Annotated in this window: 18 protein-coding genes; 7 read left to right on the top strand and 11 right to left on the bottom strand. The window is 52.9% G+C overall.

Annotation, left to right across the window (positions count from 1 at the left end; genetic code table 11):
* Positions 1-103: 103 nt before the first annotated feature.
* The 8 genes from purD to BM159_RS06270 form a co-directional block, all read right to left on the bottom strand.
* Entirely contained in the window at positions 104-1,381 is a 1,278-nt protein-coding gene (gene purD / locus BM159_RS06235; protein WP_093913399.1) for a phosphoribosylamine--glycine ligase, read from the bottom strand.
* A 72-nt stretch (positions 1,382-1,453) separates the two neighbouring features.
* A complete protein-coding gene (locus tag BM159_RS06240) occupies positions 1,454-2,047 on the bottom strand; it encodes an IMP cyclohydrolase (RefSeq protein ID WP_093730246.1) in 594 nt (197 codons plus the stop codon).
* Between the two features lie 117 nt (positions 2,048-2,164).
* Positions 2,165-2,773: a phosphoribosylglycinamide formyltransferase gene (gene purN / locus BM159_RS06245; RefSeq protein ID WP_093913400.1), complete on the bottom strand. Its 609-nt coding sequence runs from the start codon at positions 2,771-2,773 to the stop codon at positions 2,165-2,167.
* Positions 2,766-3,827 (bottom strand): phosphoribosylformylglycinamidine cyclo-ligase, encoded by a 1,062-nt coding sequence (gene purM / locus BM159_RS06250; RefSeq protein ID WP_093913401.1) that lies wholly within the window; start codon positions 3,825-3,827, stop codon positions 2,766-2,768. The genes purN and purM overlap by 8 nt, the downstream gene beginning before the upstream one ends.
* 55 nt (positions 3,828-3,882) lie before the next feature.
* The gene (gene purE, locus BM159_RS06255; RefSeq protein WP_093913474.1) at positions 3,883-4,374 is read right to left on the bottom strand and encodes a 5-(carboxyamino)imidazole ribonucleotide mutase; all 492 of its coding nucleotides are present in this window, start codon (positions 4,372-4,374) and stop codon (positions 3,883-3,885) included.
* 280 nt (positions 4,375-4,654) lie between these two features.
* Entirely contained in the window at positions 4,655-5,386 is a 732-nt protein-coding gene (locus BM159_RS06260) for a peptidoglycan recognition protein family protein (protein ID WP_245763662.1), read from the bottom strand.
* 11 nt (positions 5,387-5,397) lie between these two features.
* The gene (locus tag BM159_RS06265) at positions 5,398-5,823 is read right to left on the bottom strand and encodes a PPC domain-containing DNA-binding protein (RefSeq protein ID WP_093913402.1); all 426 of its coding nucleotides are present in this window, start codon (positions 5,821-5,823) and stop codon (positions 5,398-5,400) included.
* Between the two features lie 16 nt (positions 5,824-5,839).
* Positions 5,840-6,250: a hypothetical protein gene (locus BM159_RS06270; RefSeq protein ID WP_093913403.1), complete on the bottom strand. Its 411-nt coding sequence runs from the start codon at positions 6,248-6,250 to the stop codon at positions 5,840-5,842.
* 162 nt (positions 6,251-6,412) lie between these two features.
* On the opposite strand from BM159_RS06270, the gene BM159_RS06275 reads away from it, so the two are divergent.
* On the top strand, positions 6,413-7,066 hold the full coding sequence (locus BM159_RS06275) for a uracil-DNA glycosylase (RefSeq protein ID WP_093913404.1): 654 nt from the start codon (positions 6,413-6,415) through the stop codon (positions 7,064-7,066).
* Positions 7,067-7,240: 174 nt separating this feature from the next.
* Here BM159_RS06275 and BM159_RS06280 read toward each other — a convergent pair whose 3' ends face one another.
* Positions 7,241-7,669, bottom strand: a complete 429-nt coding sequence (locus BM159_RS06280; RefSeq protein WP_093913405.1) for a hypothetical protein — start codon at positions 7,667-7,669, stop codon at positions 7,241-7,243.
* Between the two features lie 191 nt (positions 7,670-7,860).
* Here BM159_RS06280 and BM159_RS06285 point away from each other — a divergent pair, with 191 nt between their 5' ends.
* Positions 7,861-8,271: an ArsR/SmtB family transcription factor gene (locus tag BM159_RS06285; protein ID WP_093913406.1), complete on the top strand. Its 411-nt coding sequence runs from the start codon at positions 7,861-7,863 to the stop codon at positions 8,269-8,271.
* A gap of 88 nt (positions 8,272-8,359) precedes the next feature.
* Entirely contained in the window at positions 8,360-8,965 is a 606-nt protein-coding gene (locus BM159_RS06290) for a DUF1847 domain-containing protein (RefSeq protein ID WP_093913407.1), read from the top strand.
* A 211-nt stretch (positions 8,966-9,176) separates the two neighbouring features.
* On the opposite strand, the gene BM159_RS06295 is transcribed toward BM159_RS06290, so the two are convergent.
* Together BM159_RS06295 and BM159_RS06300 are read right to left on the bottom strand one after the other, a co-directional pair.
* On the bottom strand, positions 9,177-16,664 hold the full coding sequence (locus BM159_RS06295; RefSeq protein ID WP_093913408.1) for an autotransporter outer membrane beta-barrel domain-containing protein: 7,488 nt from the start codon (positions 16,662-16,664) through the stop codon (positions 9,177-9,179).
* 34 nt (positions 16,665-16,698) lie between these two features.
* Complete coding sequence (locus tag BM159_RS06300; protein ID WP_093913409.1) at positions 16,699-17,766, bottom strand: U32 family peptidase; 1,068 nt, start codon at positions 17,764-17,766, stop codon at positions 16,699-16,701.
* A 287-nt stretch (positions 17,767-18,053) separates the two neighbouring features.
* Between BM159_RS06300 and BM159_RS06305 the strand changes: the two genes are divergently transcribed.
* The 4 genes from BM159_RS06305 (at position 18,054) to BM159_RS06320 (ending at position 23,635) form a co-directional block, all read left to right on the top strand.
* Positions 18,054-19,583 (top strand): hypothetical protein, encoded by a 1,530-nt coding sequence (locus tag BM159_RS06305; protein WP_093913410.1) that lies wholly within the window; start codon positions 18,054-18,056, stop codon positions 19,581-19,583.
* Between the two features lie 75 nt (positions 19,584-19,658).
* Entirely contained in the window at positions 19,659-20,264 is a 606-nt protein-coding gene (gene coaE, locus BM159_RS06310; protein ID WP_093913411.1) for a dephospho-CoA kinase, read from the top strand.
* A 235-nt stretch (positions 20,265-20,499) separates the two neighbouring features.
* Positions 20,500-21,021 (top strand): anaerobic ribonucleoside-triphosphate reductase activating protein, encoded by a 522-nt coding sequence (nrdG, locus tag BM159_RS06315; RefSeq protein ID WP_093913412.1) that lies wholly within the window; start codon positions 20,500-20,502, stop codon positions 21,019-21,021.
* Between the two features lie 82 nt (positions 21,022-21,103).
* Positions 21,104-23,635, top strand: a complete 2,532-nt coding sequence (locus BM159_RS06320; RefSeq protein ID WP_093913413.1) for a ribonucleoside triphosphate reductase — start codon at positions 21,104-21,106, stop codon at positions 23,633-23,635.
* Positions 23,636-23,650: the final 15 nt, after the last annotated feature.

Consider the following 23,650-nt stretch of genomic DNA (forward strand, 5'->3'; position numbering starts at 1 on the left):
CATAGCACAGAAAAGCAAAAAAAGCAAAAGATTTTTTATGAAAAATATCCCCGGATCAGAGTTTCCGTAATCCGGTTTTTTCCTTTGTATTAAGTCCTGTCTTTTAGCGGTTCAGGGCGCGCCAGGCAATGTCCTTCCGGTAATGCGCCTTGTCGAAGTGAATCTTTTCCACCGCAGCATAGGCAAAGTTCTTGGCACTCTTGATATCTTTCGCAGTCGCGGTTACACCTAATACGCGGCCGCCGGCCGTCACAACATCGTTGCCCACAGCTTTAGTGCCTGCATGGAACACCACAACGTTTTCCATGCCACCCGCTTCTTTCAGGCCGGTAATGACTTTTCCGTTCTCATAGGATGCAGGATATCCGCCGGAAGCCATAACCACACAGACGGTAGCCTGATTCTTCCATTTCACCATGGAAGCATCCAGCGTCCCCGTGGCACAGGCCAGCATGATTTCCACCAGATCGCTGTCCAGAAGAGGCAACACTACCTGTGTCTCCGGATCGCCAAAACGGCAATTGAACTCTACGACTCTCACGCTGTCACCCTTAATCATAAGGCCGGCATACAGACAGCCACAATAGGTTCTTCCTTCTTTGTTTAACGCTGCAATCACAGGTTTCAAAATGGTTTCTTCCGCTTTGATGCGCAGGGCTTCCGTCATAACCGGAGCCGGGGCATAAGCCCCCATACCGCCGGTATTGGGGCCTTTGTCCCCGTCATAAACACGCTTATGGTCCTGGGAAGCAACCATGGGCACCACAATCTTGCCGTCGGTAAACGCCAGCAGGGATGCTTCCTCCCCCTCCATGAACTCTTCCAATACTACCCGGGCGCCGGCTTCGCCGAACTTGTGGTCCGCCATCATCTCATCAATGGCCGCCATGGCCTCTTCCTTGGTCGTGGCCACCACTACTCCCTTGCCGGCCGCCAAGCCGTCCGCCTTTACCACGATAGGAGCGCCCTGCTCTTCCACAAAGGCTTTGGCAGAATCAATATCCGTGCACACTTTAAACGCCGCGGTGGGAATATGGTACTTCTGCATCAGGTTTTTGGAAAAGGCTTTGGATCCTTCCAGTTCTGCCGCATTCTTGTTGGGCCCGAAAATCGGCAGCCCCCGGGAACGGAATACATCGGCGATTCCTGCCACCAATGTAGCTTCCGGCCCCACCACCGTCAAATCGATGCTGTGCTCTTCCGCATAATCCGCAACCTTGTTCAGATCATTCAGGTCCAGTGCAACACATTTACATTTGGGGAGTTCCGCAATCCCGGGGTTACCCGGTACCACGCGGATACTCTCTACCTGGCTGCTCTGGGCCATTTTCCATGCCAGGGCATGTTCCCGACCGCCGCCGCCAATCAATAAAATATTCATACATCAAGCCTCACAGTTTTTATTTTTCAAAAGCACGGGCACGATGCTAACCAGTGCTTTTCGCAGTTCTGTTTACTTTTCCAGCTGTTTCTGCAGATAGCCGGTAATCATGGCATCATATTCGGAAGTATGTTTGAACGCTTCCATAGCCAGGGATTTTCTTGTCTTCAGATCGATGTCGCCGTCTTTCTTCAGCATATCCATCAGCTTGCCGTAGCGTTCCGGATTGGTGATGATCACCACATCGCGGAAATTTTTGGCCGAGGCCCGCACCATGGCCGGTCCGCCGATATCAATATTCTCAATGGCCTCCGCTTCTGTTACCCCCGGTTTTTCAATGGTCTGCTTGAAAGGATACAGGTTAACTACCACCAGATCGATGGGGGTAATGCCGTGCTCTTTCATCTGGGCCATGTGTTCCGGATTGCTGCGCACACCTAAAATCGCGCCGTGAATCTTCGGGTTCAGGGTCTTTACCCGACCGTCCATGATTTCCGGAAACCCGGTCACGTCGCTGACATAGGTTACGGGAATGCCCGCGTCCTTAATGGCTTTCATGGTGCCGCCGGTAGAGATGATCTCCACCCCGTTCTCATGGAGGAACGCGGCCAGTTTGGTAATGTCCTTTTTGTCGGAAACGCTCAGTAACGCTCTCTTGATTTTCATACGTACTCCTCTCTGCCTTACTTCTCCGTTTTACGTTCTCAAATTCTCATATAGCTGAATTCAAAACGAATCTGTAAATTTGCGTCGCAACAGTAACGCGAACTATCAAAACATATTTTATCTTGCCACATAAACCTTCCGGCCCTGAATGGTCAGTTTGCCGTCTGCCCAAAGCTGGATTGCTTCCGGCAGGGCCTTATGTTCTTCCTTTAAAATCCGGGCCGCCAGGGTCTCCTCCGTGTCGTCGTCCAGTACCGGCACAACCTTTTGTAAAATGATGGGGCCCGTGTCCGTGCCTTCGTCTACAAAATGCACCGTGCATCCTGCTACCTTAACACCGTAATCCACTGCCTGGCCCTGGGCGTCCAGCCCCTTGAAGCTCGGCAGCAGCGCCGGATGGATGTTGATAATCTTATGTTCCCAGCGGCTGATGAAATGCCCGGTGAGGATACGCATGAACCCGGCCAGCACAACCGCTTCCGCGCCGGCTTCCCGCAGCGCCGCGTCAATTTTGTCTTCAAACTCCGCTTTGTCCTTGCAGCCTTTCCGTTCCACTACGGCCGTGGGGATGCCGGCTTTGGCCGCCCGTTCCAGTGCAAAGGCTTCTTTATGGTCGCTGACCACCACGGCAATCTCTACATTTAGTTTGCCTTCCGCAATGTGGTCGATGATGGACTGGAGGTTGCTGCCCCGTCCGCTGACCACTACGCCGATTTTCTTACTCACCGAAAACGCCGCCTTTCATCACCGTGGTCTTATGACCCGGAATTACCTTACCCAGTTCGTAGAAAGTCTCCCCGTTATCTTTCAGGTGTTTCCGTACTGCGTCCGCTTCCGCCGGGTCAACCACCAGCACCATGCCTACGCCCATGTTGAACGTGCGGTACATTTCCTTATCCGACACGTTGCCCCACTCCTGCAGTTTCTTGAACACAACGGGAACGTCCCAGGCGTCCGCGCGGACTTCCGCGTCGCAGTCCTCCGGCAGGATCCGGGGAATATTATCATAGAAACCGCCGCCGGTAATGTGCACCATGCCGTGGATGTCAAACTTTTGAATCAGCGGCAGGCAGGTCTTCGGATACAGGCGGGTAGGCGTCAGCAGTTTTTCACCCAAGGTGCAGCCGAATTCCGGAATCGGGGTATCTACCGTAAACTTCATCACATCAAAACAAATCTTCCGCACCAGGGAAAACCCGTTGGAGTGCACACCGGAAGAAGGCAGACCCAGTAAAATGTCTCCGGCCTTTACCTTTTCCCCGGTGATCATCTTGCTGCGTTCCGCCACTCCTACACAGAAGCCGGCAATGTCGTATTCATCTTTTGCGTAAAAGCCGTGCATCTCCGCGGTCTCACCGCCGATCAGGGCGCAGCCGCTTTCCCGGCATGCGTCTGCCACGCCTTTGACGATGTCCGCCACCTTCTGGGAATCCACCTTGTCCACCGCGATGTAATCCAAAAAGAACAGCGGCTCCGCGCCCTGCACCAGGATATCGTTGACGCACATGGCTACCGCGTCCTGGCCAATGGTGCTGTGATTATTGGTGAGAAACGCAAATTTTAATTTCGTGCCCACGCCGTCCGTACCGGACACCAGGATGGGTTCTTTGTACTTTTTCGTGTCCAGCGCAAACAGACCGCCAAAACCGCCCAGGTCGCCGATGACCTCCGGCCGGTAACTGGCCCGCACGCTGTCCTTCATCAGTTCTACCGCGCGGTTGCCGGCATCGATGTCAACGCCTGCGTCCGCATAGGTCAGCTGCTTTTTTTCTTCGCTCATGAAAGCCTCCTGTTCTTTGGGAACTGCCCGTCAATCTGTTAACATTCTTTTTTACTTATTCTCCGCGGACGGCTGCCAGCTTCGCCGCTTTCGCCGCAACTTCTTCCTGCATCTTCACTCTGTAGGCCGCCAGTTTTTCCACCAGTTCCGGATGGGCACCGGCCAGAATTTCCACGGCAAAGATAGCCGCGTTCTTCGCTCCGTCGATAGCCATGGTAGCCACCGGCACGCCGGAAGGCATCTGCACGAAGCTGAGCAGCGCATCCATGCCCTTTAAAGGTCCGCCGCTGATGGGAATCCCGATAACCGGCAACGTAGTATAGGCCGCGATGACGCCACCCAGATGGGCTGCCAGCCCTGCCGCTGCGATGATCGCTTCCACGCCCCTGTCCCGGGCACCGGCCGCAAACTCGTGCACCTGGTCCGGCGTGCGGTGGGCGGAAGCCACAACCACTTCAACTTCAACTCCAAACTCTTTCAACGTTTTCTCAGCTGGTTCCAGGATGGGCCAGTCTGAATTACTTCCCATGATAATGGCTACTTTCATTTTGTTTTCCCCTTTTCCCGTATACCAATTCTGAACAATGCGGTTCTGCAAACCGCACAGCACACCGCAACACTTTTTCATTTTGGGTATACGAAACAGACCTTACGTCAGCGTAAAGTTATTCATAGTAATTTTACCAATATGCCGGAACAGTGTCAATCAAATTGTAGCTTTTGCTACATTATATTTGCACGATATTTACATGAAAAAGAAATACCAGCATAATACCCCCGCGTTTTGCAACACGGGGATCGCTATGCCGGTGTCCCCCTTTTATAATTTACGGTTTAAAAAACAGCAGCCCCGTATCTTTCAGATTTTTCTGCAACGCTTTCATAAACTTCGGTCCCGGGTCAACCTTTGCATGATAATAGCCGCTTACGCTTTCCTTGTACAGCCCGCTCTTCTCCGCTGATTTCTGCTGATAGTGCCCCCACACATAACGCACCGTCGGGTATTTTTCCCGCAGGTAACGGATCAGCAGCACATTGGCCTGCAATTGTGCCGGAGTCAGGTCTTCTTTCCTGTCAGTGCCGCCCACGTTCTCGATGCCGATAGCGCACCAGTTGTATCCGATAGCATGGCGGTCCAGCATGGTCTCCGGCGTGAGGCGGAAAATCGTGCCGTCCCTGTCTACCAGAAACTGGGAGCAGACATTCAACGTGCCGTCTTTTCTGACTTCCTTATAAAAATAATCATACACCCCGTCAGTCTCCGGCGATTCCGTCCAGTGCACGATGACCGCCTGAGGAACAATCTCCGTAAATTCCTCCCCGTAATGCAGAAATGCATACTCCCGTGTCAGCTGTTTGCGGTATTCTGTCAGTCGCACTGGCCTGTCGATGATAACGGGAGCTGTGACAGTACGAAGGGATGTTGATGCCTCGTTTGCTTCGCTTTTTACAGTTGACAAATCTGCTGTTTTTCCTTTGTCCGTCGTATTCTTACCACCGGACGCAAAAACCGGTAAGCAAAACAGCAAAGCAAACATAACTATAAGCAGTCGTTTCATCGTCGTGCCTCTCACACAAACTTAAACAGATTCAGACCTGTCACCTTTTCGTCCAGCAGCCGCTCTACCTTTCCCGGCAGCGTGCGCACGACTATTTCACCGGTAGCACCGATGCGACACTCGTTCAGATGACCGCCCACAATCTGCATCTCTTTATTGCAGAGATTAATGTGCAGATGCAGGTACACCGCCCCGTCCTTTTGGGTAATATTGCCCAGGAGGGATGTGATCTCCATGGGCCCGTTTAATTCCGTTTTGTGATACTCCCGCTGCCCCACGTCATACAATCCGATCACCGCGTGATCCGCGGCGCCGATTCCCTCTACGCTGCCCAGCGCGATCTTTTCCTTTTCACACAGCGCCTGCAGGGACGCGATAATCTCTTCGCCCTTGTCAAGACGAACTACATACGTATCCGCAAATTTCTGAAATTCCATAATGGTACCTCCGTGTTTAAGACTGCCTTGTTTTTACCGCTTCGCCCACAGAATCGTTCCAGGCAATATACTCGTTTTTATCCAGTTCCAGGGCAAACTTCCATCCATTATCCAGTTCACAGAGTATGACATGCTTTTCATTCTCCGCCGGATTGCCGCCCAACACAGCGCCAATCACACCCCAGACCGGGCCGCCGGCAAGATATCCGGCTAATGCGCCTGTCACCTTTCTGTCAGGAGAAACAAGGGTTTCGGCCGTAACCTCTTCATACCGGACGACGGATTTGGCTATGCTGTGCTTCTGCACCGTCAGTGCATCAAGTTTATAATCGTAGTACTGAACATCAAAATCATTGTCAAAGAAATGTTGGGCAATCCCAACCACTTCAATATTCGGATCCTTGATCCCGCCTAAATACTTTGCCATGATACTTCCTTTCCGCTGTCCCTAAAAACCTCTTTACGGGCAGCATAATCATTTTGACATAATCAAGCTGATTCCTGTAAAATTAGTTGTAAGAATAATTACACAGATTACTGTAAGTGTTATGAGTTCTTCTATATTTTATATTATACCACGAGGTTGACCATGAGCATAAAAGAAAATCAGCTGGCCGAACTGGCCGCACAATTGGATAAATGCAGTTCCTGTCATCTGCGGGGCGACTGTCAGGCCCCCGTAGGCTGGTACGGTTATCCGGACAGCCCCATCGTGTTTATTGGCGAAGGTCCCGGCGGCGTGGAGGATGATTACGGCTGCCCGCTGATCGGTCCTTCCGGCCAGCTTCTGGACAAGGCCCTGTGGTCGGTCCAGATGACAAGGGACAGGGTACTGACCACCAACATCGTAAAATGCCGCCCCAAAGGCAACCGGACACCGGACCTCGCGGAAGCGGATTTCTGCGCCAAAATCTGGCTGGAGCGGGAGCTCGCTATTCTGCAGCCAAAAGTGATTGTGGCGTTAGGCAGCGTTGCCATGCACTACTTAGGCGACCCCGCCATGCGCATAACCCGGCAGCGGGGCAAATGGTTCAAAACGCCTCAGGGTTACGACTGCATCGCCACCTTCCACCCCTCGTACATTTTGCGTCAGTACGGACACGCCCAGGTACAGGCCAAGTGGGACGTGTACCACGATCTGCAGCTGGCCCGGGCCAAAGCGACAGAAGCCTGCCCGGACTATAACCTTTGTTCAGAGAAACCGGTGGACTTGTTTGCGGAATTCCAAAAAAGAAACCTGTAACAGGACTGCAGCCGGCAAAAGATTATCACATATTATCAAATTTCGTATTATCAAAGTACAGACAGCGGATAGTTTATAACTGAATTTTTTATAATAATTGCTGATAAAAAAGACGAAACAGTACAGCATAGCATAACCATGCTTTCCGTTTCGTCTTTTGCTTTTATCGGCTTGTTACACTTCCTGCCCCGGCATCCGTTTCAGGTTGTTATCGCGCTGGTTCTGTTTCGACGGATTCTGCTTCTCCTTCGGCGTAATTTTAATCTTCGTGTCCCCGTCATGGAAAAAGTCATTCAGCAGTGAATTGATTGCTTCTATAAACATATACACCAAAAACATCACCGCGATTTTTTCCAGAAGATCCTCAAAAAATGAAGAATCTTTCCGGGACCTTGCGCTGCCGGAACGGTCAGACGTATCCGGTTTCTTCTTTTCCACTTCCGGAATAGATGTGTTGTTGGGTGCGGCTTCCGCCAGCTGCCTTACCACTGCGGTCCGGGGGGCGGCAGAAGCATAAGCAGAGGCGGACATTGCTGCCGTCGAGCTAAAAAATACAGAAAGAGATAACAGAACAGGTAAAACCATCTGTTTCTTCAGTTTCATGTCAGTTCCCTCCGTAAAAATCCCTTTTCAGATAAAAACTATCACCCGTTTTTTTAATCTTAAGCCCGTTATATGTTTTTTTCAAGGCAATTCTTTAACAATTTTACAAAACATATGTTATAATCATACATATGTTATAATTCTTGTTGTGTTGAGCATTTGTCACTATTACAGAACAGGCAGGTTTTATTATGACAACTAAAAAAGCCGCAACGAAACCGTTGCGCAAGAAAACAGAAAGCGCCTCTGCCCCTCCTTTAAACTACGATCCCGTAATCGTAAAAAAAGTTCAGGCACAGATGCTGGAAGAAAATCAGCTCAGCGCCGTTTCAGAGTTTTTCAAAGTGCTGGGTGATGAAACGCGCATGCGGATCATCAACGCCCTTTCCCACGGCGAACTCTGCGTCAGCGATATAGCCGCCGCACTGGAAATGACCCAGTCCGCCGTCAGCCATCAGCTGAAACTGTTGCGCATGGCGCACCAGGTAAAGGCCCGCCGGGAAGGAAAAAGCATTTACTATTCCCTGGACGACCAGCACGTAATTGACATTCTGGACGAAGCGCTGATCCATGTCCGTCACAAGATGAATGAAGCGGAATGAAAGATGACACAATAAAAACCGTTTTACAATTTGAAAACAAAGCGTTCGCAGATTTAAATTAAGAGAATCTTAAAACTGGAGGAAAATCATGAAAGCAGATTGTGCAAACTGCCCCACCCACGCCTGTTATACCAAAGGCGTCAATTGCACGGGCGTATCTGAGGAAGAAGTGAAGCGGGCCTACACGGAAGACGAGTTGAAAATGATGCAGGCCGCTGCTTATGTGGAGGGAACTTTTTACAGCAACATTACCCGCCTTCAGGAGATTGCCGAGTTTGCCAAATGCATGGGCTATAAGAAATTAGGCATGGCCTTCTGCATCGGTCTGAACGCCGAAGCCCGGTACATCGCGCGCTATTACACCCAGCAGGGTTTTGAATTTTACAGCGTCTGCTGTAAAAACTGCAGCTTTGCGAAAAAAGAATACGGGCTCAAGCAGGTGAAACCGGAACTGGATCACGAAGCCATGTGCAATCCCAAATTCCAGGCCCGCTTCTTAAAGGAAAAAGGCGTGGAACTGTTCATCATCTGCGGTCTCTGCGTAGGGCACGATGCCATCTTCACTGCCAACTGCGACGGACCGGTGACGGCATTGGTTGCCAAAGACCGCCTGCTGGCACACAATCCCCTGGGCGCCATCTATTCCCGGTACTGGAAACGCAAGCTGGGGATTCTGGGCCCGGATGAAGTATAAAAAGAGCAGGCTCGGCGCGCAAACCCCCATGACCCTGCTTTCATACAGTTTGACAGTTGTATCTTACGGCTACGCCTTACTGATGCATACAAACTGTCTTTACTTATATATTAATGAGTACGTAGGGGCAAACTCCAGTATCCACGCGGTCTCACGAAAAAAATCCGGGTGTTTTTACACCCGGATTTTTTGTATTTATCTATAGTTCGCTTTAGAACGTATACATTACGCTTACGTTTCCGCCGAAGCCGCGATGCTTACCGCCATATCCATACAGGCTGATGTCCGCGCTCCACGGGTTCGTCTTCGTTGCGTCCATCCGCATGCCAAATTCGCCCCGGACGCTGCTTCCCTTAATGCTGGCCGCGCGGATCTCCTTGCCCTTCACGGTGCCTGTCGCTTCGCCATCGAATTCGTATTCATACGCCAGACCTCCATACCAGTTCCACTTCTTATCCGTGGTCCCGTACCGGGCGCCTAACCGCAGGATACTGCTGGCTACGCTGTCCAGGTTGTACTGCTGCGGCGCATCATATTCCACACCTTCACGCTTCAGGTAGAAGAACTTGCCGTATACGTCAAGGTTCCTGCCACCCTTGTAATTGATGATCTTACCTACGCCGATGTGGCCGCCGTAGTAATTGGCGTGCACGTTATACCCGTATTTGTTCCCCAAGCTGTCCTGCATGATGTCGCTGGAACTGTCGCTCAGACGGCCCGCCCGGACGCTGGCCTCGGTATAGACGTCGTGCTTGTTGGTCCACTTCGCCAGCAAACCGCCGCCCGCGTAATGGGCATCGCCGTCGCCGTCGCCCACAGCGCTGTGGACCGTGTAGCTGCCCTTGCCGTATTCGCCGAACACGCCCCATTCCATGGAGCCGTTCTTCGTCTCGCTGATCTTGCCTACGCCTACGACCGCGTTCCAAGTATGGGTGTTCACGTGGCTGCCCGTATTGTAACGGGAAGCGCCGCCGCCTATCGCAGCAAAAGTCGAGATGCCGTCCCTGCCCGCGTTCTTCACATCTGCCAGGCCGTCCATGGCCCTGCCCACGAACTCATTGCCCGTCTTCAGCATCGCCAGGCCCGCGTCCATGGCCATCACCGTCTTGTGGGTCTGCTCGGACAAGCCCGCTTCCGTAAGGGTGGTGAAGATCAGGTTGCTGCCGGACAGGGAGGCTATGCCTTCGCCGATAAAGGCCGTGCCTACCATGTACGTGCCGCCCGTTATGGTTCCCACGCTGTCACCGAAACCGGACACCAGCGTCATCTCCTGGTTGGCGTCAAGATACAAGACGTTGGTAAAGTTGATCTTCGACGTATCCACGTCCGCGCCCGCGAAGGTGATGTTGTCCGGACGGGTCAGCAGCGGCTTGTCCGCGTTCCACAGCACGTCGCCGAAGCTCAGCTTGCCGGCTTTGTTCTCCGACGGCGTGTATGTTACGATCCCGTCTTTTACCTCCAGACTTGCGGTGATCCCCGCGTCTACCGTCACGCCGGATACCGGTTCAAAACTGTAGCTGTTGGTCTTCTCCTGCGCCGCCATATCCGCCAGTGTTTCATTGGCTTTCAGTAGCGTCATGGATTCGCCCGCAACTACTTCTTCCGGTTTGTTAAACGTTACATCAAAGCTGTCCGTACCGATTTCAGATACCTTCGAGTAATCGTAGCCCTCACTGCTGCCGTCCAACAGCGTAGCGCCTGGCTGCCAGTCTGTCGCGCCGGCATTCACCGCAGATACCTCTTTCTTGCTTACCGCGTACACCAGGCCCGTTCCGTCTTCGGTAGCCTTTACGCCTTTGCCCTGGGCTCCCGTAATGCTTACGCCCTTCGACGTGTCATCCGGGTTGCTGGCATCCGTGAAATCACTTTCCGCATAGGCGTTGGCTCCCGTAATACTATCGTCCGAGAAGGCGTTTTCAGGGGCTCCCGAGATAATCGCCTTCTCTTCACCCGGCGCAACGTCTGTGGGTGCCGTCATGCTGTCGGTATCTACCGCTACACCGGCAGTGTTTACGGTCCAGCCTTCCGGCACGGCATCGCTGCCCGCCTCGTTCACTGTAACTTTATCCAGTGTAACAGAGGTCACCTTATAATCCAGATTGCCGGCTGCAATGGCAGCTTCTCCTGCCGCTGTGGCTTCCAGTACCGTGTTTTTCAGTTTCACCGTGAATTCCGGAGTACCGTCCTTCACCGTGCCGTCCGCATTGCCGATCAGCGTCATGGACTGACCCAGCGGGTCTGCATCCGCCGTGAATTTCATGCCGGACACATCGATCTCCGAATCCGCCGTAAATTTGTACTTCGTATTCGTGTAATGTGTGCCGCCATCCTCCCAGGCCAGCTCGCCGCTCATAACAGCCTGGCTCACTTCCTTATCGCCTACCGTGTACGCCAGCTTTGTTTTCGCCGCATCCTGTTCCAGTATATCGGTCCGGGAGCCCTTTAACTGCAGGTTCTCTGTTGCCGCGTCATCAAAATCGGTTTTGTATTCTTTCGTCGCAAACGCCGCCAACGCTTCGCCGGCTTCGTTCTTCAATGCCCCGGATGCGTCTACGATGGTCATGCTCTGGCCGCTTTCCATGGCATCCGCATTCGCAAAGGTCAGACCGTCAGCATTGATGGCAGCGCCCGTCAGGTCATACGTGTTGTTAAACGAACGGGCCGTCCCGCCGTCTGCAAACGTCGCTTCCCCTAAGGTCAGCGTCTCCGCTGATTTCTTCATCGCATAGTACGTCAGTTTCGCGCCGCTGTCTTCTGCTTTCACGCCTCCGACCTTATGCCCGGCCGCCGTTACGCCGCCTTCACTCTCGTTGAACGCATCGCCGTTCCCGTATTTGTTGGTGCCGGTGATCTTGTCATCCGTAAAGAATCCGCCTGTCGCCGTCAGAATATCTCTTCCACTTCCCGCAGCCAGGTCTGAAGGCGCAGCAAAGCTACCCGTGGCAACCGCAACGCCGCTTCCCGTCCAGCCTTCCGTAACCGCCGAGGTATCCGTGCCGTTCCACTTGGCCAGGTTCACGCTGTTCACTTCCACGGCGTCTACCACATAATTCACAGTGTCCGCGGCAGCAGCCACATGACCTTGGGCCGTTGCGGCAAAGTTGATGCCCGCTGCATCCGTGTAATTCACGGCTACCGTCTTATCCGCGCCGTCCGTAACCGGACTGGCCGTAGTCAGGCCCGGCGCGTTCAGGATGGCTGCGGTATCGTTCTTCTTCAGCGCTGTCGCGGCTTCCCCTGTATATGCAAACTTGGCAGCATCAATCTGCGTCGATGCCGACGCCTTCCATGTCTCCGGCATCTCGTCCGCCGCAGCGCCCCATACGCGGCTTGCCAAGGTAATCTTATCTGCCGTCACGCTGTCGACGGTGTACGTCACCACACCCGTGCCCGCTGTAACATTGCCGCTGGCCGTGGCTTCATACTTGATACCGGATGTGGTATCAGTATAATCGATGCCCACCGTCTTGCCCGTGCCTCCCGTCACCGTATTGGCTGATGTCAGGCCCGTGGCGTTCGAAACAAGCGTCATGGAATCGTTCGCCTTCAGCGCGGTCGTTACATCCCCGATGGCCAGGTTCGTCGCGTCAATAGTAATGGTATTGTCAAAGACATATTCCCCTTCCAGATCGCGGCCTGTGTTCCAAGTCATCGCGTCCAGGGAAATCCCCTTGACTCTGTTCTCCGCCGGGGACACATAAACGTTTTTATAACTGTCTTCTGTATCAAGGAAAATCCTCTGCTCTTCCTGGGATACTACCGCGACCCCCTTATCCGTACTGCTGGATTCCGCGCCGAGGAAACTCTTATACGGGTTTGTCTCCGACAGGTCAGCCTTACCTTCCGAGGTTATCAGGGTGAGGGTGGCAAAATCGTCTGCCGTCTCAGAGGCCAGCAGCGTCATCGTGCCGCTTGTCCCGGCGCCCAGGTTGCCTTGCGCGTCTGTAATATCAAGGGCAGCACGGGTACCGTCCGCATTATCCGTAAACTGGCCCGCCTTCAATACCGGAGCTTCCGTGTTCCATTCCACGGAATCGGCCAGCTTGATGGTCTCAAAATTCGTAACTTCCCCGTCCACCGTATTCACGCCGCTTATCACCAGGGTATTACCGGTTACCACGTCGCTGGCGCTGCTTTCACCGCTGCTGCCGCCACTTTCGCCGGTACCGGTTGCGTCGCCGGCGCTGGCAGTTTCGCCGGTTTTATTGGCGCCGCCGTAAACACCGCCGGTTATTGTGGCATCCGTCAGTTTAACCGTATTGTCTGTCGCATTCCCGGTCCCCGCATAACCGCCGACTACCGCTTTGGTGATACGGATAGCGGGCGTACCGGAAGACGAACTGCCGGACGTACCGGTTTCCGATCCGGTATCCGGACTGTCCGACCCATCCTCTTCAGGGATACGTACCGTGATTCCTTTAATCTCAACGGTATTCAGTGTTGCATCGCCTTTATCCGTGTAACCGCCGGCAACGGCTGCAGTTCCGGTGGCCGCGATTCCGTAATAATAACCGTAAGAGGAAGAAACATTTACATTTCCTGTTACGGAACCGGCCGTGAGCGTTACCGTGTTTTCACTTGCGTCGCCCAGACTGATCCTGCCGCCATAGACCAACCCGATCTCTGCGCCTTCCGCGCTGACCGTCACGCTGTTTCCCACGGCCTTGGCGCCGGCGACAGCGGAATACGCATAATACGTCGAATGCCCGCCGCCGATGACCGCGCCGGCATAGACCTTTGTGGTTTCCCCTTCGATGGTTACCTTGTTCCCGGAGGCTTCCCCGTCCGCGGCGCCGCCGGCAATCGAATTGTTTCTGGCGTTTTCCGCAGTACCGACCGTTCCGCCGCTGACGGTCACCGCGTTATTCTTCGCGGCGCCGTTTCCGTACGCTATGCCGCCTGTAATATTCACTACATTCGTCGCATCGGCGCCGACCGCGGCATTCCCGCTGATAGTTACCGTATTTTCAATAGCGCTGGAGATTCCCTCGACAGTATTATCAGCGCCTTCTTCCACGTAAGCGTAGCCGTAAGCGACGCCGCCATTAATAGTCACATAGGAATAAGGAGATGTGGTGTCAGTTTTAATCACAGCGTTATCGCTGATGGTTACCGTATTGTGGCTGGCGCCGGCAGTCGCCTTGGCCGTATTGGTTGCTCCATCATAAGCATAAGCACCGGCGTAAGCTTCGCCGCCGTAAACCGCCGTATAATAATAACCGGAACCGCCGTCAACAACAGCTTTCCCGCTGATTATCACTTCATTGTAGCTGGCCTCTGCCGTTGCCCCGGCCGTATTGATTGCGCCATAATAAGCATTAGCGCTGGCGTAAGCTTCGCCGCCGTACAAACTGCCAGCCTCTGCGCTGCCGCTGATGGTTACCGTATTATGGCTGGCGCCGGCAGCTGCGTCCGCGGCAGTATCAGTAGTGCTCCCGGAGCCGGGAGCGGCAGCATAAGCGTACGAGTAATCCTGACCGCCGTAAACGCCGCCGCTGACCACGGCATTCCCGCTGACAGTTACCGTGTTGTTGCTGGCCTCTGCCGTTGTCCCCGCCGTATGGTCTGCGCTCGCAGCATCGTAAGCATAAGAGTATGCGTAAGCATAACCGCCATAAACAGTACCGCCAACAGCAGCTTTGCCGCTGATGGTCACTTCATTCCCGCTGGCAGTTCCCTCGGCCGAACTTGTTGTGCCATAATAAGCGTAAACAGAAGCAGAACCGCCGATAACACCGTTTGTGACAGAAACCTCTTCGCCGCCGTCTTCGCTGATAGTTACTACATTTTCACTGGCAGTTCCTTCGGCAGCAATTGTTGTAATCCCAGAGACACCATAATACCCTGCCAGCGTAACGGGACTGTAACCGCCGTAAACTGTTCCCTCCACAGAAGATACGCCCTTGACGGTTACCGTATTATTGTCGGCGGTGGCCGTTGCCCTGATATCTCCTGTGGCCCCGTTATAGTAAGGGTAAACGTAATACGCCTCATTGTAATTGTAACCGCCGTAAACGGCCCCAACAGCAGCTCCGTCGATAGCAACCTTATTATTATCGGCAGCGGCTGTTAACTCCACGTTCACTTCGCTTCCGGCGTAGTAAGAATAAACAGATTCAACTTTCGTGTAATTATAACCGCCGTAAACTTCCCCGCCAACATCAGCATCACTGGTAATGGTTACTTCGTTTTCGCTGGCGCTGCCCGTTACCCCCACATTGATTGCGCCATAATAAGCATAAATGTAATAAGCGTAATTGTAATTATAGCCGCCGTAAACAGCCCCGTCAACATCCACAGCGCCGCTGACGGTTACCGTATTGCTGTCGGCATTGGCGGTTACTTCCGCGTTTATGTCGCCTCCTTCGTAGTAAGAATACGCGTAGTAAACGGAATTGTAATTGTAGCCGCCGTAAACAGCCCCGCCAACATCAGCATCACTGGTAATGGTTACTTCGTTTTCGCTGGCGCCGGCAGTTAGTTCGACAGTCACCGGGTTGTAATAAGCACAAGTGGAATAAGCGTAATTGTAATTGTAGCCGCCGTAAACAGCCCCGCCAACATCAGCGCCGCCTATGGTTACCGTATTACTGTCGGCCTTGGCGTTTTCCCTGGCAGTTGCCTGGCCATAATACTCCGAAGCATAAACATAGGCGGTATTGCTGCCGCCAGTAACACTCCCGTCAATATCCGCAACGCCGCTATCGGCAGAACCGCTGATGATTACTGTATTACGGCTGGCCTCGGAAGTTCCTTCGGCATTGGCTGTGTTCCCTTCGTAGTAAGCGTAAGCGTAAACATACATGGAATTGCTGCCGCCCACCACACTTCCGCCAACATCCGCGGCGCCGCTGATGGTTACCGTATTATCGCCGGCAGTCGTTTTGCCGGTTGAGTTATGGGTTACTACTGTGCCTGAATCCTCAGCGTAAGCGTAAAGATAAGCGTAAGCATAGCCGCCGATAACTCCTGACCCAACAACAGCAGCGCTGTCAGTAGTACCGCTGATGGTTACCGTATTTCCACTGGCGTCGGCAGTACTTGTTTGGGAAGCATAATAATTCTCTGCGTAAGCGTAAGCGTAACCGCCGTAAACAACATTCCCTACCGTAGCGCCGCTGATGGTTACTTCATTGTTGGCAGCGGTTCCCTTGACCGCAGTAACTGTTGAGCCATAATCATAAGCGTAAGCTGAACCGCCATATACGTTGCTGCTGACAGCAGCCTTTTTACTGACGGTTACCGTATTCCCGCTGGCCGTTGCAGCCATCTCAGAATTTGCGCCGTGCGCAACGCCGGCGTAGCTGCCATAAAGATTATTCACCTGCGCTTTAGCCCCGGTCATATTCACGGTATAATCGGAAGCAGAAGCAGCAGCCCCGGTAGTATAATGACCGTAAACCGAAACATAATTGCCGCCTTCCCAGGTATCCGCTTCTCCCGGCTCCAGGATCAGCTTGTTAACGCTTCCGCCTGTTTCGTCAGGATAGGCTTTATAATACCCATACTCAGACCCGGGAACCACGATCATGCTGCCGTCCGGCGTAAAAGCGCCGCTCGCATAGCCCGTCACCGTGACCGAACCGGCCGCTTCCGCCACAGACGGAGTCATCAAGCCGTGGGCCGCCCCTGTAAACAACAGAGTTGCCAGAACCAGCCTGGCGAGTTTTTTCTGATGTTTCTTCGTTCTTCTTAACATTTTACAAATTCCTCCTTGAAAGGCGCTCCCTTTTTTACACGACCTTTACCTTAAAGTTAAAGCTCTCCCAGTACTTTTCAGGAATATATTGTTTGGCGAGGTTTTCGCACAGTTTGCATTGGTTGCATTCTTTGCACTCGCATGTCAGCAGCTTGTCCGGCACTTTATCCAAAGTAATCTTCCGGAGAATTTCTTCCGGCACGATGCGTTTAGTGAACATGATCGTTCCAGAGAGCATCACTTCCGTCAGGGGTTTATCGTTGTTTTCCTCCAGGTAGGCGTCTATAGTGCGGAAGGCGTAGTCCCCCGGCTCGTTACGTCCGGAAATTTTATATATGTCTACATATTCATCGTAGTACTTCTGCCAGCGGGGCAGGATCCAGTTGCCCCGGAATATATCGCCCACGCCGCTCTGGCAGCAACTGAGCATGCCGGCGTAACAACGCAGGGATACGCTCATGTTGTGGTAAAAGGAGTTGGGGCAGCCCATCAGGCAGCCTTCGTTGATGAGGCATTTCAGCTTAAAGCCGGCGTCGTGCATCTCCTTCAGTTTCGGGGGCGTCCGCATAATCTCACGGGGCGGGTTGAAGGTCTTGATCCCGCACTTCTCCTGCCAGATGGACATCTGCCGCAGGTTCCACTGGTAGGCGTTGCAGGAGGTATGCAGCTCCAGCTCCGGCATCAGGGCGTGCAGCAGCACCGCGATCCGGTAATCGGAAAGGATCATCCCCTCCAGTTCGTGATGCCGCGCCACCCGGGCCAGGGCGATGGCGAAGTTCTTTAAGTCGTCGTCGTTGTCGAACTTGTAGTACATGGCGTTGACCGGGCAGATGCGCCGGACCTTGCCTTTGGATAAGCGCAGGAAATCATAGCAGTTGCGGATATACTGGGCCCGCCTCTGGTTGGCGTCGGGCGTGTTGGTATTGGCTCCGTCCTTGCCGTCGAAGGTGAAGCGGACGTGGGAGAGCATCTCCTTTTCGTTGAAGGGAAGCTCGCAATATACGTGGTCTATGTTCTTGATACGCTTTTCCACTTCCATCATAAACCACTCCGGCATCGTGCCGTTGTAGGGAATCGAATACTTGCGGTTTTTAGGATCCATAATTTTCACCTCTGTGGCTCTTATTGTTGTTATCAAATTATTGAAATTACAGTTTTACTATTTTATTGTAATATGATTTTCAAATATAATGAAGGTGTTCGAACGCATTTGTCAGTGACAATTTACAACTCAAAACTGTCATTTTTGTCTTTTTTCGTTGTTTTCGCATTAAATCATATGATACACTATAATTGAAGAGTTTTACCTTTCTTTTAAGAACGACGTCAGACCGGGTATGAATCAATATCATTTCTGCAAATACTTTAGCTGAAAGCGAGGCAGCCGCAATGAAACGGATTATTGGCGATAAACTGAATTTCCTGATGCAGGTGACGGGAACAAGAAACAATATACTGGGCAAGGCCATCGCCTTCGACCCTTCTTATATCAGCCGCATCCGTACCGGATCCCGTGGCGTTCCGAAGCACCGCGATTTCATTTATCCCGCTGCGGCCTTTTTTGCCCAGGCGGTCCAGACAAAGGAACAGAAAGAAAAACTGGCGGAAGCCATATGCCCCGGAAGCGGCTGGCCGAAAGACGTCAACATCGCCATCAGCCTCATCGCCAACTGGCTGAAACAGGACATCTCAATAGGCTCATCCTTCGGCAGCCGTACTGTCGGCACGCCACAATTCAAGACCGTCGAAAGCGTGGCATCCGGTTCTCCGGATACGCAGACAGGGTTTTATTACGGCAACCCGGGAAAACGTAAATGCGTAATCCAGTTCCTTACCGAACTGTCTGCTCTGAACGAGCCGGTAAAACTGTTGCTCCATTCGGAAGAGGATATGCTGTGGATGTATGAAGACCCGGACTTTTTCCGGAACTGGTCCGTATTAATGAAAGCGATACTGCAAAATGGCGGCCGCATTGTCATCGTCCACACCGTGCGCCGCACGCTGCGCGAACTGCTGGAAGCTGTTGCCAAGTGGTCGCCGCTGTATGCCACCGGACTCATCGAGTCTTACTACTGTCCCAGACTGCGGGACAACATTTTCAAGCGCACGCTGTTCATCGGCAGCGGAAAAGCCGCCATTGTCGGCCAGACAACAGGGGGAACCGGAAAGAACCGGCTGAACATGTTCGTGCACGATCCGCGCGCAGTAAATGCCCTGGAGAAAGAATTTTTCGATTTTCTTTCCCTGTGCCGGCCACTTATGAAAATTTATAATGCTTCCAACTTCGCGCAGATTGCGCCTGTTCTTTCCCGTTATCCCATTTCCGAAAACAGGACGGTACAGCTTCACGCCACGCCTTCCTGGCTTTCCATGCCGGAGAACGTAGTCAGAAGCCTTTCACGCCACGCCGGCTGTGAATTGTTTTACGATTATATGGACAGATACCGGAGCCTCCTGTTCATGCAGGAAGGAAAACAGTCCGGACCGGTTACCGATATATTCTCCCTTCCCGATATTGCCGCAGTAAAAGACGGCAAAGTCCAGGTTCCCCTGGCGGATATTTTCGGACTGCCTTCGCTCTTCTACACCGGGGAAGAATTCCGGCAGCATCTCGCCGCGGCGCTGCACCGATTCAAAACATCCGACGACTATGATATCGTTTTACTACCGCCGGAAAGTGCGGATCCCTCTTCCGGGAACACGTCTTCCCAGTCCTTCTCCGTCGTTGTTAATGAAGCAGCCGGCGTAATCCTGTATCGTTCTTTCGCGCCCTCCACGCTGTTCTACACACGGGAGCAGGATATGACGCTCTCTTTCTGGGAATATCTGGAGCGGTTCGAAAAGAACGCCGGGCCCCGCAAGGTTACCATGGAAAAGCTGGAACACTATCTGGATAAACTGGAGAAGGCGCTCAGGTAACTTTCATTTTCAGAATGATGCCCGGGCAAAACGTCATTTTCTGTATTTTTTATATTAATCAGGAAGCGTGAGCCTATGAAGATTATCGGCCTTGCAGGAAGCATCGGCAGCGGCAAGAGCACCGCGGCTGCGTATCTTCGTTCGCTGCATTTCATTGTATTTGACTCGGAAAATGCCGCAAAGAGCGCTGCCTTGGAAAAAGGCAGCCCCTGCCTGCAGAAAGCCGCGGAACTGTTCGGACCGGAAAGCATCCTGCCCGACGGGACACTGAACCGCCCCTGGGTCGCGGACAAAATTTTTTACGATCATTCACTGCTGCTGCGGTTTGAAGCCATCATGCAGCAACAGGTCCGGGATGACCTGCTGCATTTTCTGGAAACACAGAAAGCTGATGGCACATCTGCGGTCTTTCTGGACCTCCCCCTCATGATCGAACTGGGCTGGCATAAGCTCTGCGACAGCGTCTGGCTCATTGCCGTACCCGACGAGATACGGATCCGGCGCGCCATCGCGCGAGACAGGCAACTGGGAAAAGAAATTGTCATGAGGCGCAACAACACCCAGTTGCCGGTATCGGAACAGCGAAAATACGCGGATGCAGTTATTGACAACAGCGGTCCGTTCGCAAATACAAAAGCGCAGATTGACGAACAGCTTCGGAAACTGCAACTGATAAAGTAATTTTTTCATTAATACCAGTAAGCCGGACCATACTTTTGGTGTATATGGTCCGGTTTTTTATACAAAAGCACAATATCTTGTGTTTTGGTATTGACAGACATACTAATTGTGTTATAATGGGTATTACCAAACGGGATAAAACCCCGATGATATTCCGGGAAGCAGGAACGGCGCGGGAATACATGCGCCATTCTTCCGGCAGTATCATAAAACACAGCAAAAGAAGGTCGTTTCCATGAGCACAGTCCGTATTTCAGGTGTTAAAAAGCATTCTTCCGTGAACGGTCCCGGCGTGCGGTATGTCCTGTTCTTCCAGGGCTGCCCCCACAACTGCCCGGGCTGCCAGAACCCGGAAACCCATGATCCCATGGGCGGCACGGAGCGGAACACGGCAGACGTAATCCGGGAGATCCTGCAGACAAAATACCTGGACGGTCTCACCTTCTCCGGCGGCGACCCGCTGCTGCAGCCGCAGGCAGTAATTGAAATTGCGGACGCGGCTAAAAAGGCCGGACTGAACATCTGGCTCTACACCGGCTGGACCTTCGAACAGATCCTAAAGGGTGCGGCAGGGGAAACCGCAAAAGAAGCGCTGACCCGGTTAGACGTTCTGGTAGACGGTCCCTTCGTGGAAAAACTGAAGACCGGCCGCGCCATCTGGCGGGGCAGCGACAACCAGCGGCTCATCGACGTGCAGCAGTCGCTGAAAGAAAACAAGGTAACAGAATTACCGGAATCAAAAGTAAATCAGGAGTAACACAGAAAAATGAAAAAGCGCCGGAAATTATCCGGCACTTTCCGACAAATGACAAATTTAATGTAAGGAGAGAAGCAGCATCATGACGTATTTTAAGAATGTAGTAAAACGTAACGGCATCACCGTACCCTTTGACGAGAAGAAAATTGAAAACGCTATCGCCAAAGCATTCATCGCCACCGGTGAAGTAGAAGCAAGAAACGTTTCCACCATAGCCGGCGCCATCACCCTGATGGTCATCACCAACCTGCGGGAAAACTCCCAGGAAATTCCTACCGTAGAGGACATCCAGGACCGCGTGGAATCCATGCTGATGAAATGCGATTACGTGAAGACCGCGAAAGCCTACATCTTATACCGTAAACAGCATCAGCAGGCACGTCACACCAAGAACACCCTGCTTGACTATAAAAAACTGGTAGACGGTTATATTGGAAAAGACAAAGACTGGCGCGTGAAGGAAAACTCCACCGTCACCCTGAGCGTGGGCGCGCTGATTCTCTCCAACTCCGGCGCCATCACCGCCAACTACTGGCTCAGCGAGATTTATGACGAAGACATTGCCGAAGCGCACCGCAAGTGCTTCATCCATCTCCATGACCTGAGCATGCTCACCGGTTACTGCGCGGGCTGGAGCTTAAAGCAGCTGATCCAGGAAGGGCTGGGCGGCGTACCGGACCGCATCTCCTCCGCACCGGCCAAACATTTAAGCACCCTCTGCAACCAGATGGTCAACTTCCTGGGCATCATGCAGAACGAATGGGCCGGCGCCCAGGCGTTCTCTTCCTTTGATACCTACCTGGCTCCTTTCGTAAAGGTTGATAACCTGGATTACAAGGAAGTTAAACAGTGCATCCAGTCCTTCATCTACGGCGTAAACACTCCGTCCCGCTGGGGCACCCAGGCACCCTTCACCAACATCACCCTGGACTGGACCGTACCCGATGACATGAAAGACATGCCGGCAATCGTGGGCGGCAAGAACATGGACTTCACCTACAGCGACTGCAAGAAAGAAATGGAAATGGTGAACAAGGCGTTCATCGAGACCATGATTGAAGGCGACGCCAACGGCCGGGGCTTCCAGTATCCGATTCCCACCTATTCTATTACCAGAGAATTTGACTGGAGCGCCACGGAAAACAACCGCCTCCTGTTCGAGATGACTGCCAAATACGGCACGCCTTACTTCTCCAACTACATCAATTCCGACATGAAACCCTCCGACGTGCGCAGCATGTGCTGCCGCCTGCGTCTGGACCTGCGGGAGCTGCGCAAGAAATCCGGCGGCTTCTTCGGTTCCGGCGAAAGCACCGGCTCCATCGGCGTGGTAACCCTGAACCTGCCCCGCATCGCGTACCTGAGCAAGACGAAGGAAGAATTCTACGCCACGCTTGATAAATACATGGACATCGCCGCCCGTTCCCTGTCCGTAAAGCGTAAAGTAGTCAGCCGCCTTATGGACGAAGGCCTGTATCCTTACACCCGCCGTTACCTGGGCACCTTCAAGAACCACTTCTCCACCATCGGCATGGTAGGCATGAACGAAGCCATCCTGAACTCTGCCTGGCTGAAGGGTGAAGACATGACCACGGAAAAAGGCCGCGCCTTTGCCATCGAAGTGCTGAACCACATGCGCACCCGCCTGTCCGATTACCAGGAACAATACGGCGACCTGTACAACCTGGAAGCCACCCCGGCGGAATCCACTTCCTACCGTTTCGCGAAACACGATACGGAAGAATTCCCCGGTATCCTGACCGCGGCCAAAGACGGCAACGCGCCTTACTACACCAACAGCAGCCACCTGCCGGTTGGTTACACCGATGACATTTTTGACGCGCTGGAACTGGAAGACGAGCTGCAGACCCTCTACACCAGTGGCACCGTGTTCCACGGTTTCCTGGGCGAACGCCTGCCGGACTGGCAGTCCGCAGCCACACTGGTGCACAAAATTGCCCAGAACTTCAAGCTGCCCTATTACACCCTGTCCCCCACCTACTCCGTCTGTGCGGAACACGGTTATATCCGTGGCGAACACTTCACCTGCCCGAAATGCGGACGCAACGCGGAAGTGTACTCCCGCATCACCGGGTACTACCGTCCGGTTCGGAACTGGAATGACGGTAAGGTCAGCGAATTCCAGAACCGCAAGACCTACAATACCGAACAGGTACGTATTGACCGGGAAAACAAGCTGGAAGCTGACGCGGAGGTTTCCGCAAAGGTAGCTGTTGCAACAGATGCCGCGAAGAAAGTTTCCGCGTTCCCGAAGACCGCGGAGCTTCCCGACAAACAGATGATGGACGCAGCAAAAAACCTGTCTGCCAGCATCATGAACAGCAGTGCGTCTTCCCCGGCAGCCCTTGCTTCCAATGGGAAACGCTACCTGATCTCCACCCACACCTGCCCCAACTGCAACATGGTGAAAAAGATGCTGCAGGAAGCCCATGTGGAATACACCCCATTGTTCGCCGAAGAAGCCGAAGGGGCGGAAATGGCAAAGAAATTCAACATCTGCGCCGTGCCCACATTGATCGACGAAACCGGAAACGAGACGAAACTGCTCTACAATGTAAACGAAATCAAAACGTATATTGAGAGACTGCAGTAATACGGAAGTAGTTAG

Origin of the sequence: Succiniclasticum ruminis DSM 9236, from assembly GCF_900112895.1 — a bacterium.
Taxonomy (GTDB): domain Bacteria; phylum Bacillota; class Negativicutes; order Acidaminococcales; family Acidaminococcaceae; genus Succiniclasticum; species Succiniclasticum ruminis.